Origin of the sequence: Aeromonas sp. QDB23, from assembly GCF_027707745.1 — a bacterium.
GTDB classification, from domain to species: Bacteria; Pseudomonadota; Gammaproteobacteria; order Enterobacterales; family Aeromonadaceae; genus Aeromonas; species Aeromonas allosaccharophila.
In genome coordinates this window covers 18,687-35,623 of record NZ_JAPCJA010000016.1, presented here as the reverse complement: position 1 = coordinate 35,623, position 16,937 = coordinate 18,687, and the positions used below count along the sequence as shown (strand labels likewise).

The following is a 16,937-nucleotide window of genomic DNA, read 5'->3' as shown; positions in this document are numbered from 1 at the left end:
GCATGCTGGCCCTGTGAGGAATCAGTGACGAACAAACTCGTAGTTCCGGTCAATAAAATCAGCCACGCGCTGACTCAGTGCCGTGTGCACGGTTTTGGTCGGATGTACCTGATCCCAGAACATATGCTCGTTGCAATTGAGGGCTGCGGCACTACGTTTTGCCTGCGGGCTCACCACCGCCTGCGCCAGGATCGGGTTACCGGCGATCGCCACCCTCTCGGACAGACTCAAAGCCGGAGCCGGGGCAACCTCGGCGGCGCTACCGGAGAAGGGCTTCCACATGTAGCCACCGTCATAACAGGCGTGCTCGGTGTCGCTCAGACCAAACATCTGGGGATCGCGCACCATCTCGTCAAACTGTTTGTCGACCTCGAACAGCTTCACAATGCCAAGGGGGGCCAGCTCGCGGGTGAGGTTCTGCAGCCGCTGGTTGTGGTAGCTGGCCACATGGCGCACCTTCTCCACCACCTTCATGCTGCGGGCCGACGGGGTCTGCCCCAGATCCGGGATGTTGAACAGCAGGATCTGCTGCGCACCGTTGAGCACCAACCGGTTGGATGCCAGCCGGATGGTATCGATCACCCGATCCGCATCCCGCTCGGTGTTCCAGCCATAGGCCAGATAGTCGTTGGCACCAACCCAGATCACCACCAGATCATCGGGGCGGAACTTGTCCTTTTTCAGGAATTGATCGATCTCGTAGTCAAGGTTATTGATCACCTGATATTTTGGATCCCAAGACCAGAAACCGAGCCAGCCGTTGAGGGCGCCCAGATGGTTATAGGCCACCGCCGTCGCGCCGCCTTCCGCCTCGTTGGCCACGACCAGACCGGGGAAATGCTGGTCACGCAACTGCTCCAGCCACACCGGGCCATTGCTGAAGCGCCCGTTGAAGTAGGGTGGGCTGGAGGGGAGATATCCCCGCATCTTCTTGTACATCTTGCCGGTGTCGGAGAGGCTGTCACCAAACATCACGACCCGGGAAAAAGGCTGGCGTCCCTCTGCCGCTTGCGCGGTCAATGCCATTAACCCCAATAAACAAACAAGCCATTTTTTCATATTGTTATGCTCTTCGATTAAGCAGGTGAGACCTGCGGACTTCCCCTCGAATGGCGGCAAGCACGGGAAGAGTCTGCCACCACTGACTTCTGGTGAAGGCGACAGATTACAGTTCCAGATGAAATCACACATGTTCCATCACCGATGAAATCGCTTGCGCTCACAAAACAGACAATCACAACTGCGTATTTCTTTCACGCTTGTTTCACGCCCCGCGCGGCACAATGCCCTCATACCAACGACAGGAGTATGAAATGAACAAGGCAAGCGCAAGCGTAATCGGACTGTTGACCCTGATGTCTGTCTCCTCTTTTGCCATGGCGGCCTATACCGGCCCGCAGGAGCAGAACAAGGTCTCCGTTGCTCAACTGAAAGATCTGGCCGATGACAGCTGGGCCACCCTGGAAGGGAAACTGGTCAAGCATCTGGGCGGCGAGAACTATCTGTTCCGCGATGCCAGCGGTGAAGTGGAGGTCGAAGTGGATCAGGATGTGTGGCGTGGCACCGAAGTGGGCCCGGACGATCAGATCCGTATCCGTGGTGAAGTGGACCACAGCTGGAACAAGACCGAAGTGGAAGTGAAAACCCTGGAGAAAGTGGGCGCAGCCCCGCAGAGCAAGGGCGGCTTTATCGCCAAATAAGGCCACTTCACCGACGAACTGGTCAGACGTAAAAAGGGCGCTTGCTATCAAGCGCCCTTTTGCATGGTTAACGCAGCGTCATCGCTTAACCGGCCCGACCAGAAAAGGTTCTTTTAAACCCCTTCTCGGCCTGATTGACCTTGTAGAGGTAACGGCGCGCCTCCTCTTTGGGATGCTGCTCGGTCAACACCTGATAGACCGCCTCGGGGGAGAGCTGGTTGATCCGGCCCGGCGCCGCCTTGCGATCGCTGGAGAAGGTGTTGAGCACACCGCCGGCACCACCGTTGTAGGCGGAGATCACCGCATAGCGACGGGAGCGCGGATCCTCGATATCCGCCAGATAGACGGTCTGCAACAGGTGCAGATAGGCGGTACCGACATCGATGTTGTAGGCCGGATTGAACAGCTCCTCCCGGGTCGGCTGGCCATTCTTGCCCTTGACCCGCACATAGACGTCACGACCGGCGGTGGCCGGAATCACCTGCATCAGGCCATAAGCGTTGGCATGGCTCACCGCATAGGGGTTGAAGCTGCTCTCGGTCTTGATCACCGCATAGATCAGACTCTCCGGCACGCCGTATTTGCGCGACGCTTCCCGGATGATCCCCGCATACTTGTAGCCCCGTCGATCTTCATGGTTGGCCACCATGGGAATATCGACGAAGAAGATGGTACGAATACCCAGGGTACGCTTCTTCATCGCCGTGCTGAGCAAGTAGTCGGCATAGCGCTCGGCGCGCCAGGAGGCACGGATTGGCTGGCGCTGATTGTCCAGCACCTGACCGTAGAGGAAGGGCTCGCCGCCGGTCAGAATTTCCCGATCGGAGTAAAGATCCACTTCGGCCGGATCATCCGGGGTCAGCAGGGTCTCGATGATGGCGCGACGCAGGTGAGCGCGCGGATCGACGCCAGAGACCGTCTCCACCATGATGTGACCGCTGGAGAAGTCGATGTGGGCCCGGCTCTTGTACTGATCCGTATATTTGACGTAGTCAAACTTGCCCGCAAACAGCGCCTCCCGCCCCCATATCTCGTTCACGTTATGGGAGAGCGCGCTGATCATGTGTTCAAAACCGCGGATGTCCTTGCCGTTGACCAGATCGTCATCCTCACTCCCGCTGGGCTTGGGAGAGGATGAGCAGGCAGAGAGAAACAGCAGGGTGCACAGCAGCCAAAAAATTCGGCCCATAGGATCCTCAAACCGGGCAGCAGAGCTGCCCATCATTCATTTGCTGCGACTTCAGGAGCGATCACGCCAGTGTGGCGCCATGCCCGCTCCGGTTCACACGAACAACAGCCGGAGAGCTTATTGGGCAGGCGGGGTGTAACCTTCGATCTGCACTTCACCTGCATCAAACAGGTAGCTGACCATCTCTTTTTCCAGCAGTTGGCGATGCTCAAGATTCATCATATTGAGCTTTTTCTCGTTGATCAGCATCACCTGCTTCTTCTGCCACTCGGCCCAGGCTTCCTTGCTGATGTTGTCAAAAATCCGCTTGCCGAGCTCACCGGGATAGAGTTGAAAATCCAGACCCGGGCACTCTTTTTTCAGGCGTTGGCAAAATACAGTACGGCTCATGTTGACCTCTATGGTTGTAACTCTGGATAGGCGAGCAGACGGGCCGTGGCAGCCGCCAGCCCCACCTCGGCAGGATGGCGTAAGTTATACCAGAGTCGGTTATCTGCTTCCATGAGCCGCAGCGGCTGCGCCTCATCAATGTCAATCAGCAGCGGCTGGATATCGAGATGGAAGTGGCTGAAGGTATGGCGAAAACCGGCCAGTTCTCGATAACCGTGGTGCGCTAGCCCCAAATTTGCCAGCAGACCGTCGACCTCCGCCAACGAAGCCACCTGCGGGAAGCAGTAGAGCCCACCCCAGATCCCCTGCGGCGGCCGCTTCTCCAGCAGCAACTCATCGCCATGGCGGATCAGCAGCATGATGCCGTCGCGAGCCGGAATGCTCTTCTTGGGCTTGCTGTTGGGATAAACGGTGGGCTTGCCTTGCGACAACCCCTGGCAATCGGCTCGCACCGGACAGCGATCACAGGCAGGCTTGCTGCGGGTGCAGATCGTGGCCCCGATATCCATCATCGCCTGGTTGTAGTGCGCCACACCCAGCTTGGGAGTGAGCCGGATGGCGATCTCCCACAGCTCGTTCTCCACCTGTTTTTGGCCGGGCCAGCCCGGCAGCGCCAGCCAGCGGGTGAGTACCCGCTTCACGTTGCCATCAAGGATGGCGTGGGGCTGACCCAGAGAGAGCGACAACACGGCCCCGGCGGTTGAGCGGCCAATCCCCAGCAGCGCCATCACCTCGTCAAAACGCTCGGGAAAGAGACCGTGGTGGTTATCGCGGACCTGCTGGGCCGCCTTGTGCAGGTTGCGGGCCCGGGCGTAGTAGCCCAACCCGGTCCAGTGGTGCAGCACCTCATCGACGGGGGCATCAGCCAGCGCCACCACATCGGGGAAGCGCGCCATAAAACGCTGGTAATAGGGGATCACGGTAGCGACCTGAGTCTGCTGCAGCATGATCTCCGAGACCCAGACCCGGTAAGGGGTCTTCTCCTGCTGCCAGGGCAGGGTTTTGCGGCCATGAAGCTGGTACCACTCCAGAACCCGGCTTGCGAAGGTTGATTGATTCACGTTGTTCTCATGTCGTTGATATAAGGGGAACTCTGCGGTTCCTTCGGCTCATCTGGCCAGCGCGGGCATAACGCCATCACGCAACACAGCGCCAGCTGTCTGGTGCGGCAGCGTAAGGCCTCGTCACGCCCAAGTCAAAGCCGCGCTGACTGGCGCTGCGGCCAGGTGGTGGTCAGGCAGCAAAGCGGTAACAAAGACGATATACTCGGCCCCACGATTGATGACGGGAGAGACGGTTTGCAGACTTATCTGGTTGGGGGCGCAGTGCGGGATCGCCTGCTGGGATTGCCGCAGGGCGACAGGGATTATCTGGTGGTCGGCGCCACCGTGGAGCAGATGCTGGCGCTGGGCTTTACCCAGGTCGGTCGCGACTTTCCCGTGTTTCTTCACCCCAAAACCCAGCAGGAGTATGCCCTCGCCCGTACCGAACGCAAACAGGGTCAGGGCTACACCGGCTTTGTCTGCCACGCCGCCCCCGATGTGACCCTGGAGCAGGATCTGCTGCGCCGGGACCTCACCATCAACGCCATCGCCGAAGATGATCAGGGCCAGCTCCATGATCCCTACGGTGGCATCGAGGATTTGCAAAAACGGCTGCTGCGCCACGTCTCCCCCGCCTTTGCCGAAGACCCGCTGCGCATCCTGCGGGTCGCCCGCTTCGCCGCCCGCTTCCATGCCCAGGGTTTTGCCATTGCGCCAGAGACCCTCACCCTGATGAGCGAGATGACGGCCGCCGGCGAGCTGGCCCACCTCACCCCGGAGCGGGTCTGGAAGGAGCTGGAAAAAGTGCTGCTGGGGCCGACCCCGCAGATCTTTATCGAGGTGCTGCGCCAGTGCGGCGCCCTCAAGGCGCTCTTCCCCGAAATTGATGCCCTGTTTGGCGTCCCCGCCCCGGCCAAGTGGCACCCGGAGATCGACACCGGCATCCACACTCTGATGGTGCTGGAGCAGGCGTGCCGGATCTCCCCCGAGCTGACGGTGCGCTTTGCCGCCCTCTGCCACGACCTTGGCAAGGGGATCACCCCCAAAGAGTTCTGGCCCAGCCATCACGGCCACGGTCAGAAGGGGCTGCCGCTTATTCGCGCCCTGTGCGAGCGGTTCAGGGTACCCAACGAGTGCCGGGATCTGGCGCTGCTGGTGAGCGATCTGCATACCCACATCCACATCGCCTTTGAGCTCAAGCCCGCCACCCTGCTCAAGGTGTTCGACAAGGCCGATGCCTGGCGCCGCCCCGAGCGCTTTGCCCAGCTGCTGGATGCCTGCCGCGCCGACTTCCACGGCCGCACCGGTTTCGAGGAGCGGGTCTACGCCGAGCCTGACTACGTGGCCGAAGCGCTGGCTGCCGCCCAGGCGGTGCCGGTGAAAGAGATAGTGGCGGCCGGTTTCAAAGGGGAAGAGATCAAGGATCAGCTGGCCAAAAAGCGGACCGATGCCATCAGCCGCATCAAGGATGAGTGGACCTTTATCGAAGAGTAATGTTGGCCCCATAACAGACGGCCGCCCTGATGATGAGCTCCACAAGGAGAGCATCGCCAGGGCGGCCGTTTTGCATCCAGATTTATATGTGAAGGGGCGCTAACCCCTGCTGGTGCCGTTATGCCGGACCAATTCGCTCCATCAGGCTCATATGGGATGAGCCATCGTGGCGCTTGAGGTTCTGGCGATACTCGAACTGGCGCTGGCTCTCCTGCTTGAGCCCCAGCATCAGCGAATAGCACATCGCCAGCATGATCACCGAGAACGGCAGCGCCGCTATGATGCTGGCCGCCTGCAAGGCTGCCAGGCCGCCTGAGACCAGCAAGATGACGGCAACCAACCCCTGCCCCAGACCCCATACAGCGCGGTGCAGCACCGGCGGCTCCTGATCACCGATGGAGAGCAGGGTGGTGATGACCAGCGTGCCCGAGTCACTGGAGGTGATGAAGTAGGTGCAGATGAGCAGGGTCAGCACGGCCTTGGCGATCCAGCCGAAGGTCTCCCAGTGCAGCAGCTCGACCGTCTTGTAGAGCGCCAGCGTCACATCCTGATTGACCGCTGCCACCACGCCGCCACCGCCAAACAGCTCCAGATTCATCGCCGTACCGCCAAACACGGTGAGCCAGAACATGCCGAGCAGCGAGGGTACCAGCAGCACGCCGAGCACAAACTCGCGGATGGTGCGTCCTTTGGAGATGCGGGCGATAAACATGCCGACAAACGGCGCCCAAGCAATCCACCAACCCCAGTAAAACGCCGTCCAGCTCGACTGCCAAGCCGAGGTGCCGTTGGCCTCGGTGTTGGTCCAGAAGCTCAGTTTGACGATGTTCTGCAGGTAATCGCCGATGTTCTGCACATAGGCATTGAGGATATAGGTGGTCGGCCCCAGCACCAGAAAGAGGCCCAGCACGAACACACTCAACCAGATATTGAGCTCGGAGAGGATCTTCACACCGCGCCCGACCCCGGAGACCGCCGACAGGGTGGCGATCAGGCTGATGCCGCCAATCAGCCAAAGCTGGTTGGACTGCGACACGGCCATGCCGAACATCTGGTTGAGGCCGGTATTCATCTGGGAGACACCCAGTCCAAGGGAAGTCGCCACCCCGAACACGGTGCCGAACACTGCCAGCACATCAGCCGCATGGCCCCAGAAGCCGTAGATGCGCTCACCGAGAATGGGGTAAAGCACAGAGCGGATCGCCAGTGGCAACTTGCGGCGATAACTGAAGAAGGCCAGCGACAGGCCGACGATCACATAGATGGCCCAGGGGTGCAGACCCCAGTGGAAGAAGGTGAGGCGCATGGCGATTTGGGCCGCTTCCGGGGTCATCCCTTCGGTAATAAACGGATTGCCCTGCAGATGGTTCATCGGCTCGGCGATGCTCCAGAACACCAGACCGATACCCATGCCCGCACTAAAGAGCATGGAGAACCAGGCGAAGTAGCCGAACTCCGGTACCTGGTCGTCGTCACCCAGTCGGATGCTGCCAAAACGGCTGAACATCAAGTAGACAGCGAAGAACAGGAACAGGGCGACAACCAGAATGTAGTACCACTTGAACCCGGCAATGATCTGATCCTTGGCACCGACAAACCAGGCGGCCGCGGTATCGGGAACAAATACGCCAAACAGCAAAAACAGGGTGATCACGGTGAGGGCCGTCATGGCCATGGTCGGGTTGAGGCCTTTCAATAGCCCTTTGCTTGCTCGCATCCAGCCTCCTTAGTCGTTGTTGAAAAAGTCTTCGCCTACATGATCACCGGCACCGCCGATGGCGCGATAGACCAGTTTGCCAGCTGCCTGTTCGCGGTGATCCACCAGCGAAACCGAGGGCTGGCCATTCACGGCGTGACGCTTGCCAAGGAAGATGGCCATGGGGACACCCAGATTGGAGATACCACTGGTGATCCAGAGTCGGTTGAAGTCGTAGGAGCCGCCGATGAACTCCAGCTGTGCCAGGCCAGTATCGAGGCCGGTCAGATAGAAGTTCATGGCACTTTCATCAGGAAAGAGATGCACCAGCACATAGGCGTAGCGCAATTCATTCACCAACTCCTTTAGGTTGAAAGTACCTGTCTCGCTGCAAGAGAGGGGTAATTCACCATCATAGTGGTGCACCTTGAGGGTATTGGGGTCCTCTTCGTAGGCAGGCTGATAGCGCACAAAAGCCGAGGTATCCGGCAGTTCATAGCGCACTCTGACCACGCGTAACTCGGCCACCAGAGACTTGATATCCAGCTCGTTGTTCATCATTTCGCTCCTCAAATGTCAGGGTGAATTCCGTGAAATGCCCGACAACCTAACACAAAATTAATTAGAGCAGAAATGATTACACCAAAAACCATATTGACCTTGTGACGAATTAGGCGGAAAATTTTGCGCCTCTCCATAGCCCTCCAATGACGCACACCCCATGGAAAAACATGATGAAGTGCTGGTCGCCCTGCGCCAGATTATTCGTGCCATCGACATGCACTCCAGGCGCCTGATCAAAGAAGCCGGGCTCACCTCCCCGCAACTCTTGCTGCTCAAAGGGATCGATGAGCTGGGGCAGATCTCCATGCGCCAGCTGGCCGATCACACCAACATGAGCCAGGCCACCGCCACCACCATCATGGACCGATTGGAGAGCCGCCAACTGGTGCAGCGCGTTCGCAGCAATACCGACAAGCGCAAGGTTCACGCGACACTGACTGACGCAGGCCGCGCCCTGCTGGCCCAAGCCCCCACCCCGCTGCAAGAACGCTTCATCCAGCGTTTTCAGGCGCTGGAAGCGTGGGAACAGACCCTGCTGCTCTCCTCCCTGCAACGCATCTCCTCCATGATGAATGCCGATGAAATCGACGCAGCCCCGGTGCTGAGTGTCAGACCCCTCACCGAAGAGCAGGCATAAGCTGCTGAACAATTTCAGGCATAAAAAAAGCTCCCGAACGGGAGCTTTTGTCTATCAGGAGCTGGAGAGAATTACTCTTCCAGGCTGATCCCGATATTGGAGACGCCATCCTGGCAGGCGAATGTTCTGATAGCCAGGATACGATCGCTGTCGCGCTCATGGGCAACCCGCTTGAGCAGTTCGACCTGGAACTCCAGCTCGGCTTCCATGTACTCGTGCTCGTAGAGCTCCTCTTCGGTCAGATCCCGCTCTTCCAGCAGCTCGATAAAACCGGCCACGGTACCGACTGATGCATGGCTGGCATCGTTGGCCTCTTCGCCAACCCGGCAGATCACCGAGTTGTAGGCGCAGCCCAGCGCAACGCAGGCATCCAGCGCGGGATAGGCGCCGTAGGATTCAAACTTGCGGGGATCCGGAATGTGAGACTCGAACTCTTCGAGAATGGCACCCAGATTGACCCGGGATCCCTTGACGGTGAGGTAGACCCACAGCTGATCCAGCGCATGCCGGAAGGCGCTTGCATTGCCAAAGCCGGAGGCCTGACAGAACAGGGCATAGTTGGGGTACATGCGCTCTGCCAGCGCCAGGGTGTAGACGGTCTGTTGCCAAGGCTGTAGCTCGGCCAGTCGCTTATAAAACTTGTCACCAAACACTGGAGTCGGATCCTTTGCAAAATGTGGGGCAGATTGTAGCCCACGAGGGGCGCGGCGAAAACGAAAAAGCGCCCTGGTCGGCTATGTTGCGAGATGAAGTCAGGTAAGATGGGACGAGAGCGGCATCTTGTTGCGCCGCAAATTCTGATAAGGAACAAGAGTATGAGCCAACGTACCCTTCTTTTGCTCAGCCAGGATAATGCTCACTACGAACGGCTGCTCAAGGCCGCCAACCTCCCCCATCTGCGCATTCTGCGGGCCGATAATCCGGCCGATGCCGAAAAACTGATTGGCGAAGCCCATATTCTGATGGCCGAACCGGCCCGTGCCAAACCGCTGCTGCCCAAAGCCAACAAGCTGAGCTGGTTCCAGTCCACCTATGCGGGAGTCGATGTGCTGCTCGACCCTGACAGTCGCCGCGACTATCAGCTCACCAATGTGCGCGGTATCTTCGGCCCGCTGATGAGCGAGTATGTCTTTGGTCATCTGCTCAGCCTGATGCGCCAAATTCCTCTTTATCGGGAGCAGCAGAAGCAGCGGCTGTGGCAGAGCCACCCCTATCAGGGCCTCAAAGGGCGCACCATGCTGATCCTGGGGACCGGCAGCATTGGCCAGCATATCGCCCAGACCGGCAAACATTTTGGCATGAAGGTGCTGGGCATCAGCCGCAGCGGTCGGGAGCGGGCCGGGTTTGATCAGGTTTATCAGCTGCCGGCGCTCAACAAGATGCTGGCGCAGGCCGATGTCATCGTCAGCGTGCTGCCAGCCACTCGCGATACCCGTCATCTGTTCAATGCCGCGCGCTTCGAACACTGCAAACCGGGCGCCATCCTGTTCAATGTTGGCCGCGGCAGCGCCGTGCACTCGGGCGATCTGCTCACCGCGCTGCGTACCGGCAAGCTGGCGATGGCGGTGCTGGATGTGTTCGAGCAGGAGCCGCTGCCCGCCGACAGTCCGCTGTGGGGACAACCCAACCTCATCGTCACCCCCCACAACAGCGCCTACAGCTTCCCAGAGGATGTGGCACAGATCTTTGTGCGCAACTACATCCGCTTTATCGACGGCCAGCCACTGGATGGCAAGATTGACTTCGACAAGGGGTACTGACCCTCACCGCGCCTGCAAAAAGGCCCCGCCAATCTGGCGGGGCCTTTTCATTTCAGGCAGTGATGACAGGTATCAACCCGCGGCCAGCTCCTTGCGGTAGCTCTTCACCTTGGCGAGGAACTGACGACGCTCCTTGCCGCTCAGGGGTTCAGCCATCGGCAGCTTGGCGGTCATGGCATTGACCGGGCGGTTGTTGATCCGCAGCTCATAGTGCAAGTGGGCACCGGTCGATCGGCCGGTGTTGCCGGAGAGGCCGATCTTGTCGCCCATCTTCACCCGTTGGCCCGGCTTGACCAGCAGCTTGCTCAGGTGCAGATAGCGGGTCGCCAGGGTGCGGCCATGTTTGATAACCACATAGGTGCCCGCCAGCGGGTGGCTGGTCGCCTTCTGGACCACACCATCACCGGTCGCCAGCACCGGCGTGCCCACCGGTACCGCGAAGTCGGTCCCTTCGTGGGGACGGATCGCACCGGTCACCGGATGCTTGCGCGCGGGGTTGAAATTGGAGCTGATCCGGTAGCGGCTGTGAGTCGGGTAGCGGCGGAATCCGCGCTCCAGACTGTTGCCCTGACCGTCGTAATAGTTGCCATCTTCGGCCAGCCAGGCTGACACATTCTTGCCCTGGCTAATCACTTCCACGCCGAGCAGCTGGCTGTTGCCGGTGCTCTTGCCTTCCACCGTCTCCTGGCGGACCAGCACCTTGAACTTGTCGCCCTTCTGCAAATCCTTGGCGAAATTCATCCGCCACTGGAACAGGTTGGCAATCTTCTGGATATGGTTGGCCGGAATGCCCGCATTACGGGCACTGACATAGAAGCTGCCGTTGATCACCCCGTTGTAACGCTGCGGTTGCCACTCGACCTTCTCATTGATCATGGAGGCGGTATAGGCATCATCGCTGCGCGCCATCACTAGCGTCTGCTTGATGTTCAGGCGGATCTTGAGTTGCTGCAGGATGTTGTCCTGATCGATCAGCAGCTCGATATTCTGGCCCGGCTTGAGGCGCGCCAGATAGTTCTTGTTGTCCGCGTCCAGCACCTTGTAGAGGGTGGTGGTGGAAAGACCGAGATTGTTAAAAATGGCGGTCAGGTTTTCGCCGTTGCGAACCCGGTAATCCTGCCACTGGGGGGTGGTGTCAACCGGGATGTCGTCATCCGGCGCACTTTGATCAACCAGTTCGTGATCGGGGATTTCGTTAAAGTCGGTGTTGTTTTCGTTGGTTGCCGTACCGGCGGTATCAATGGGCAACTCAAGACGCAGCGGCCGCTCGAGGATGTCACCCGGAGCTGGCAATAATGCCACTGCTGACAGGGTCATGGCCGTCAGCATCAGCATGGCATAAAAGTGTTTGCGGGGAACCGGTGGTTCCCAATTGGCAGCCTGTACTACCAAGGGACGGAGACGTTTCATCCGCTATCCTGTATTTAGATCTAAAGAGTGTGAGTTGCGATGTCAGTTGTGACAAAACCGTATAAAACTGTTTGTTGGACAAAAAAAGTTACAAATAGTTCATCGCAATCTGCATGAACCCCACATTTTATGCATAACCCGCCCGGATGGGCAGAAATGATCGTCTTTTTTAACCATTTTTTCCTATTTTTAAGAACCGGGTCGGATTCGATTCTGAATAGAAACCCAAAATGTTGCGATAACTTTTCCATGGAGTGGATATGTCGTTAGCAAAACTGTTAATCAGAATAATTGTCGTCCTGTTCCTGATAGGTGCGGCGCTGCTGTTCGCACTGGAAGTCACGACAGTCCGCCAGTCCATCCTCGACCAGATGTCAGCCAATCTGGAAACCGCCATCACAGCCCTTGGGTTGGTCTTGCAGGGAACCTTGTTAAATGACGACAAGGTGCTGGCAGAGACCATCGTTAATGCCATGTTTGATGGCGGCTTCGTCAGCTCTGTCACCCTGATCGATCCCGATGGCCAGCTGCTGTTTCAGAAGGTCTTCCACTCGACCCAGCAGAATGTCCCCGGCTGGCTTCCCTCGGTTATCGGCATGCCGCCCGTCAAAATTGAGCAAGAGTTGACCGATGGCTGGCGCATGCTGGGCACCCTGACACTGGAGGGGCATAGCGGTTACGCCTACCAGCATCTGTGGAATGCCATCAGCCGCACCGGTCTGGCGCTACTGGCGGGGCTGGTGGTCTTTACCCTGGTGATCTCCCTGGTGTGCAAACGCCTGCTGCATCCTCTGGAGCAGATCAACCTGCAACTGATCCGGATCCGCAAACACCAGTTCAACAGCACCCTGCCCACCCCCTGGTTGCAGGATCTCAAAGAGGTGGCGATCTCCATCAACCAACTGGTCTCCGAACGCAAACGGGATCTGTTGCAACAACGGCTCAAGATCACCCAGCTGGGCAAACAGCTGCCACTGACCCACCCGCTGCCGCTGCAAGGGCTAAGCCCGTTACCGGAAGGCGGGCAACTGCAAAAATTTGTCTCAACTCAAGGGGATATCGCGCTCTATCAGCGCTTCTTGCCCAACCAGCCCCTCGGTGCAGACAGCGATCTCGCGACTATCCAGACCGCTCTGCAACAGTGGCAGCACTCCCATATTGAGGGGATCTTGCTGCCCCTCTCCCTGCTCAATCATCCGCAATGGTCAGAGATCGCCCCCCTGCTGAGCCAGGGACGCGGCAAGACTCTGGATTGGCGCTGGGATGTGGCCACGTTCCCCGCCCACGGCCAGTCCACATTGGCCGCGCTACAGGAACAGGGGTGTGAGCTCGCCTTCAGCGCCATTCCCCTCAATGCAGATACCTTCAATCAACTTGACCCGCTCAACCCCATCTTTATCAGCTGCCAGCTGACCGATGCGCCGCTCTACTGGAATCTGCTCTCCCAGACCATGCATGCCGCCGGTTATACCCTGCTGGCGGAATCGGGAGAGTGCCGCGACATCGACACACTGCGGACCTGGGGTATCGATGGTTATGCCAGGGAGGCGCAATCATGAAAAAGCTCGCCATACTGTTGCCCCTGCTGTGGCAACCCGGCCTGATGGCTGAAACCGTGACTATCGCCACCGGTGGTGAGCAGGGGATTTACCATCAGATAACCAAAGAGTTTTGCCGGCTGGCCCATGAGGCCGATGAACAACTTGAGTGCAAGCTACAAGCCACATCGGGTTCAATAGAAAACCTGCAGCGACTGAAGAGCGGCGAGACCTCCTACGCCATGGTGCAGTCCGACTGGCTGTATCAGGCCAGCAAGGGCTTGGGCCCTTTTGCCACACAGCCGCAACCTGAGCTGCGCGCCCTGTTTGCCACCCATGCCGAGCCCTTCACCATAGTGATCCGTGCCGATGGCGATATCACCTCACTGGAACAGCTCAAGCTCGCCCCCATCGACATGGGGTTGAAGAGCTCGGGCACCCGCCAGACGGCGCTGGCCCTGTTCAACATCTTGGGAGCGAAAGAGCAGGACCTCGACCTGAAGAGCATGGCCAACCTGCCGGATGCGCTCTGCAGCAAGCAGATCGATGCTTTTGCACTGGTTATGGGGCACCCGAACCGGATCGTGCTGGATACTGCCAAGCGCTGCCCCGTCAGCTTTCTTGCCATAGAGGGAGCCACCCGGGATCAGTTGCTCAAGGGTGTCAGTTACTACCAGCGCAGTCAGGTGCCCGCCCGCATCTACCCTGGCAATCTGAAAGCGACGCCAACCTTTGCCATCGCCGCCACCCTGGTCACCAATGCCGCCATGCCGGAAGCGTCTGTCTATCGCCTGACCAAGGCCATGCTGACCCAGCAGACCAAGTTCAATGAACAGACTTATGGCTATGCCAATATGTTTCACCGGGCGCGCAATAAAACCGGCCCGGTGCTGAGCATTGAACAGCATCCGGGCGCGGCAAAATATTTCGAGGAGTTGAAAGCGGCGGGCAAGCTATAGCTGACGACGGGGAGAGCGCAGTTGCTCGCTGGAGAAACGGGTCTTCATCGATGTCCACTGCGCCAACCGATCGGCACTCCCCGCCAGCGTCCCTTCCCGGCGTGACTTCATGATCCAGATGCTTTTGGCATCGAAGCTGTAAACGGGGATGAGATCGGTACGCTTGCTACCGGGCAGGATCCGGCTGTTGATGTTGTCGAGCACCAGCGGGTCAGATTTGGGGGTCGGGAAGTAGAGCGTCACCATGTGAAACTGGTTGTATTTGACTGCCTTGACATAAGCCAGCCGCAGCCTCTTCTCATCTACCCCCAGCTCCATCAGGGTGTAGTACTTGGCGATGCTGTAATCCTCGCAATCCCCCCCGCGGGCACCGATGAACTCCAGCGGATTGGCCCAATAATCCTCATCCCCCCACAACCTGGGATCCTCGCTGTAGGTCAGATTGTTGAAGTAGTTGTTCACCAGCTCGATCTTCTGCTGGTCGGTCGTGCCCGCTCTGGGGGCCAGCAGGCGAGAAAAAGCCTCGGCCCGCTGAATGGCGCGGCCACCATACACTTCCTGCAGCTTGGCCCGCAGGTCCGGACTGGCAATGTACTCGGAGAGACGCGATGCCTGCACACTGGCGCAACATAGCGCCAGGGTGCAGGCCGGGATCAACAACCATTTCATACCAGACACTCCATGTCAGATGCTGGAGGTCAGTATAGTCCGTCCGGATGAGAGGCTCAGCCGGTGATCAGCGACACTGGGCGAATGCGTCAGCCAGTTGCTGCATGAATTGGGGATAACCATCCGGGCCGAGCGGCACCTGTTCACCCACCTCATCCAGCAACAGCACCTTGGCACCGGTATTGCGTGCCACCGATTCGATCACTGCCGGTGAGAATTGCGGCTCGGCATAAATGCAGCTCGCCTGTTTCTCTTCCAATGCCTTGCGAATATCCACCAGCGTCTTGGCACCCGGGCGACGCTCCGGACTCACGGTGAAGTGACCTTTTGAACTCATGCCGTAGTGGCGCTCCCAGTAGCCATACGCCTCGTGGAAGACAAAGTACCCCTTCTGGTTCACCGCCTTCATCTGGCCGGCAATCACCTTGTCCTTGGCATCCACCTTGGCATCAAATGCCGCGAGGTTGGCGTCATAGCGGGCCTGATTGGCCGGATCCAGCTTGCCCAATTCGCTTGCGATCGCCTTGGCAATCACCTTGGCCTGCGTCGGGCCAAGCCAGATATGGGGATCGACCCCTTCGTGATGATGCCCCTCATGCCCTTCATGCCCTTCGTCATGGTCGCCGTGCTCGTGGGCAGCGTGGTCATGATCATGCGCATCATGATCATGGGAGTCATGGCTATCCTGAGTCGCGTAGTTGAACAGCGGCATCCCCTCAACCTGAGTCAGAGCCAGAGCATGGGGATGGTTGGCCAGCGGCTTGGCCATGAAGCCTTCCAGCTCGGGGCCGACCCATACCACCAGATCGGCACTGTTGATGCTGCGAATATCGGAGGGACGCAGGGAAAAATCGTGGGGAGAGGCACCGGTCGGCAGCAATACCTTGGGCTCGCTCACCCCGTCAGTGATCGCCGCAGCGATGAAGCCAAGAGGCTTGATGGTGGTCAGTACCTCAATGGCACGAACAGGCAAACTCACCGCCAGCAGGGCAGTGAAAAGCGCAATAATTCTCATTGATGAATCTCGTCAGGGGGTGAGTATGTGATAATATAACAGCCTTTTTTGTTATATTATAACTCTCACTGGCTGTAAACCCCGGAGTTGTCATGAGCCAACTGGTAGAGCTGAAAGAGGTCTCTCTCTCGTTTGATGGACGCTCTGTGCTCGACAAGGTCTCCTTTACCCTCAATAAAGGCAAAATCACCACACTAGTCGGCCCCAACGGGGCGGGCAAGAGCACCCTGAGCAAGCTGGTACTCGGCCTGCTCACGCCGGATTCGGGCAAGATCACCCGCAACCGCGACCTGCGGGTCGGCTATGTGCCCCAGCGCCTCTATCTGGATCCCACCCTGCCGCTGACGGTGCGCCGCTTCCTGCAACTGGGCAAAAACAGCCGCCTCTCCATCGAGGAAGCGCTGGCCCGGGTGGGCGCAGAAGGATTGCTTGAGAACCGGATGCAAAAACTCTCCGGTGGCGAGATGCAGCGGGTACTGCTGGCCCGCGCTCTGCTGGTTAAGCCCGAGCTACTGGTACTGGACGAACCGGTTCAAGGCGTGGACATCACTGGCCAGATCGAGCTCTACGCCCTGATCGGTCAGCTCGCCGCCGAGTTCAATTGCGCCGTGCTGATGGTCTCCCACGACCTGCATCTGGTGATGGCCAGCACCCACGAGGTGATCTGCCTCAATCGCCATGTCTGCTGTCATGGCGAGCCGGAAAGCGTGGCGCGCCACTCCGAATTTGCCCGTCTGTTCGGGCGACCGGAGCAGGAGGTGCTGGCGGTCTATACCCACCATCACCACTGCGACGGCGAACACCATCATCATGAACCGCAGGCCCCCGTCATCCGCCTGCCTTCTCGCAACAACGCTCACAGCAAATAGCGCA

The 16,937-nt window shown here is 58.7% G+C and carries 17 protein-coding genes; 7 read left to right on the top strand and 10 right to left on the bottom strand.

The window, feature by feature from the left end; translation table 11 throughout:
* Nucleotides 1-21: 21 nt before the first annotated feature.
* Nucleotides 22-1,059 (bottom strand): SGNH/GDSL hydrolase family protein, encoded by a 1,038-nt coding sequence (locus PG888_RS09335; protein ID WP_270693303.1) that lies wholly within the window; start codon nt 1,057-1,059, stop codon nt 22-24.
* A gap of 254 nt (nt 1,060-1,313) precedes the next feature.
* On the opposite strand from PG888_RS09335, the gene PG888_RS09330 reads away from it, so the two are divergent.
* The gene (locus PG888_RS09330) at nt 1,314-1,700 is read left to right on the top strand and encodes a YgiW/YdeI family stress tolerance OB fold protein (RefSeq protein ID WP_101325909.1); all 387 of its coding nucleotides are present in this window, start codon (nt 1,314-1,316) and stop codon (nt 1,698-1,700) included.
* An 85-nt stretch (nt 1,701-1,785) separates the two neighbouring features.
* On the opposite strand, the gene mltC is transcribed toward PG888_RS09330, so the two are convergent.
* The 3 genes from mltC to mutY form a co-directional block, all read right to left on the bottom strand.
* On the bottom strand, nt 1,786-2,889 hold the full coding sequence (mltC, locus tag PG888_RS09325; protein ID WP_111806250.1) for a membrane-bound lytic murein transglycosylase MltC: 1,104 nt from the start codon (nt 2,887-2,889) through the stop codon (nt 1,786-1,788).
* Between the two features lie 117 nt (nt 2,890-3,006).
* On the bottom strand, nt 3,007-3,279 hold the full coding sequence (locus PG888_RS09320) for an oxidative damage protection protein (protein WP_270693302.1): 273 nt from the start codon (nt 3,277-3,279) through the stop codon (nt 3,007-3,009).
* Nucleotides 3,280-3,287: 8 nt separating this feature from the next.
* On the bottom strand, nt 3,288-4,340 hold the full coding sequence (mutY, locus tag PG888_RS09315) for an A/G-specific adenine glycosylase (RefSeq protein WP_270693301.1): 1,053 nt from the start codon (nt 4,338-4,340) through the stop codon (nt 3,288-3,290).
* 237 nt (nt 4,341-4,577) lie between these two features.
* Here mutY and PG888_RS09310 point away from each other — a divergent pair, with 237 nt between their 5' ends.
* Nucleotides 4,578-5,816: a multifunctional CCA addition/repair protein gene (locus tag PG888_RS09310; RefSeq protein WP_270693300.1), complete on the top strand. Its 1,239-nt coding sequence runs from the start codon at nt 4,578-4,580 to the stop codon at nt 5,814-5,816.
* Between the two features lie 118 nt (nt 5,817-5,934).
* Here PG888_RS09310 and PG888_RS09305 read toward each other — a convergent pair whose 3' ends face one another.
* Nucleotides 5,935-7,533, bottom strand: coding sequence for a BCCT family transporter (locus PG888_RS09305; RefSeq protein WP_270693299.1), 1,599 nt, complete (start codon nt 7,531-7,533; stop codon nt 5,935-5,937).
* Between the two features lie 9 nt (nt 7,534-7,542).
* The gene (locus tag PG888_RS09300) at nt 7,543-8,070 is read right to left on the bottom strand and encodes a hypothetical protein (protein WP_111806169.1); all 528 of its coding nucleotides are present in this window, start codon (nt 8,068-8,070) and stop codon (nt 7,543-7,545) included.
* Between the two features lie 163 nt (nt 8,071-8,233).
* On the opposite strand from PG888_RS09300, the gene PG888_RS09295 reads away from it, so the two are divergent.
* Entirely contained in the window at nt 8,234-8,713 is a 480-nt protein-coding gene (locus PG888_RS09295; RefSeq protein ID WP_013723454.1) for a MarR family winged helix-turn-helix transcriptional regulator, read from the top strand.
* A gap of 71 nt (nt 8,714-8,784) precedes the next feature.
* Here the strand turns inward: PG888_RS09295 and PG888_RS09290 are convergent, their stop codons facing one another.
* Nucleotides 8,785-9,366 carry a YjaG family protein gene (locus tag PG888_RS09290; RefSeq protein WP_075113215.1) on the bottom strand — a complete coding sequence of 194 codons (582 nt, stop codon included), beginning with the start codon at nt 9,364-9,366 and terminating at the stop codon, nt 8,785-8,787.
* 162 nt (nt 9,367-9,528) lie between these two features.
* Between PG888_RS09290 and PG888_RS09285 the strand changes: the two genes are divergently transcribed.
* Nucleotides 9,529-10,473 (top strand): D-2-hydroxyacid dehydrogenase, encoded by a 945-nt coding sequence (locus PG888_RS09285; protein WP_139406324.1) that lies wholly within the window; start codon nt 9,529-9,531, stop codon nt 10,471-10,473.
* 72 nt (nt 10,474-10,545) lie between these two features.
* Here the strand turns inward: PG888_RS09285 and mepM are convergent, their stop codons facing one another.
* Nucleotides 10,546-11,883: a murein DD-endopeptidase MepM gene (gene mepM / locus PG888_RS09280; protein WP_042656426.1), complete on the bottom strand. Its 1,338-nt coding sequence runs from the start codon at nt 11,881-11,883 to the stop codon at nt 10,546-10,548.
* A 260-nt stretch (nt 11,884-12,143) separates the two neighbouring features.
* On the opposite strand from mepM, the gene PG888_RS09275 reads away from it, so the two are divergent.
* Nucleotides 12,144-13,442 (top strand): LapD/MoxY N-terminal periplasmic domain-containing protein, encoded by a 1,299-nt coding sequence (locus tag PG888_RS09275; RefSeq protein WP_234603946.1) that lies wholly within the window; start codon nt 12,144-12,146, stop codon nt 13,440-13,442.
* Nucleotides 13,439-14,380, top strand: coding sequence for a TAXI family TRAP transporter solute-binding subunit (locus PG888_RS09270; RefSeq protein ID WP_270693298.1), 942 nt, complete (start codon nt 13,439-13,441; stop codon nt 14,378-14,380). The genes PG888_RS09275 and PG888_RS09270 overlap by 4 nt, the downstream gene beginning before the upstream one ends.
* Here PG888_RS09270 and PG888_RS09265 read toward each other — a convergent pair.
* Nucleotides 14,375-15,049, bottom strand: coding sequence for a transglutaminase-like cysteine peptidase (locus PG888_RS09265; protein ID WP_270693297.1), 675 nt, complete (start codon nt 15,047-15,049; stop codon nt 14,375-14,377). The two genes, PG888_RS09270 and PG888_RS09265, sit on opposite strands and share 6 nt — an antisense overlap.
* Nucleotides 15,050-15,116: 67 nt before the next feature.
* Nucleotides 15,117-16,064 (bottom strand): zinc ABC transporter substrate-binding protein ZnuA, encoded by a 948-nt coding sequence (gene znuA, locus PG888_RS09260; RefSeq protein WP_182932968.1) that lies wholly within the window; start codon nt 16,062-16,064, stop codon nt 15,117-15,119.
* 92 nt (nt 16,065-16,156) lie between these two features.
* On the opposite strand from znuA, the gene znuC reads away from it, so the two are divergent.
* Nucleotides 16,157-16,933 carry a zinc ABC transporter ATP-binding protein ZnuC gene (znuC, locus tag PG888_RS09255; protein ID WP_270693296.1) on the top strand — a complete coding sequence of 259 codons (777 nt, stop codon included), beginning with the start codon at nt 16,157-16,159 and terminating at the stop codon, nt 16,931-16,933.
* The last annotated feature ends 4 nt before the right edge of the window (nt 16,934-16,937 follow it).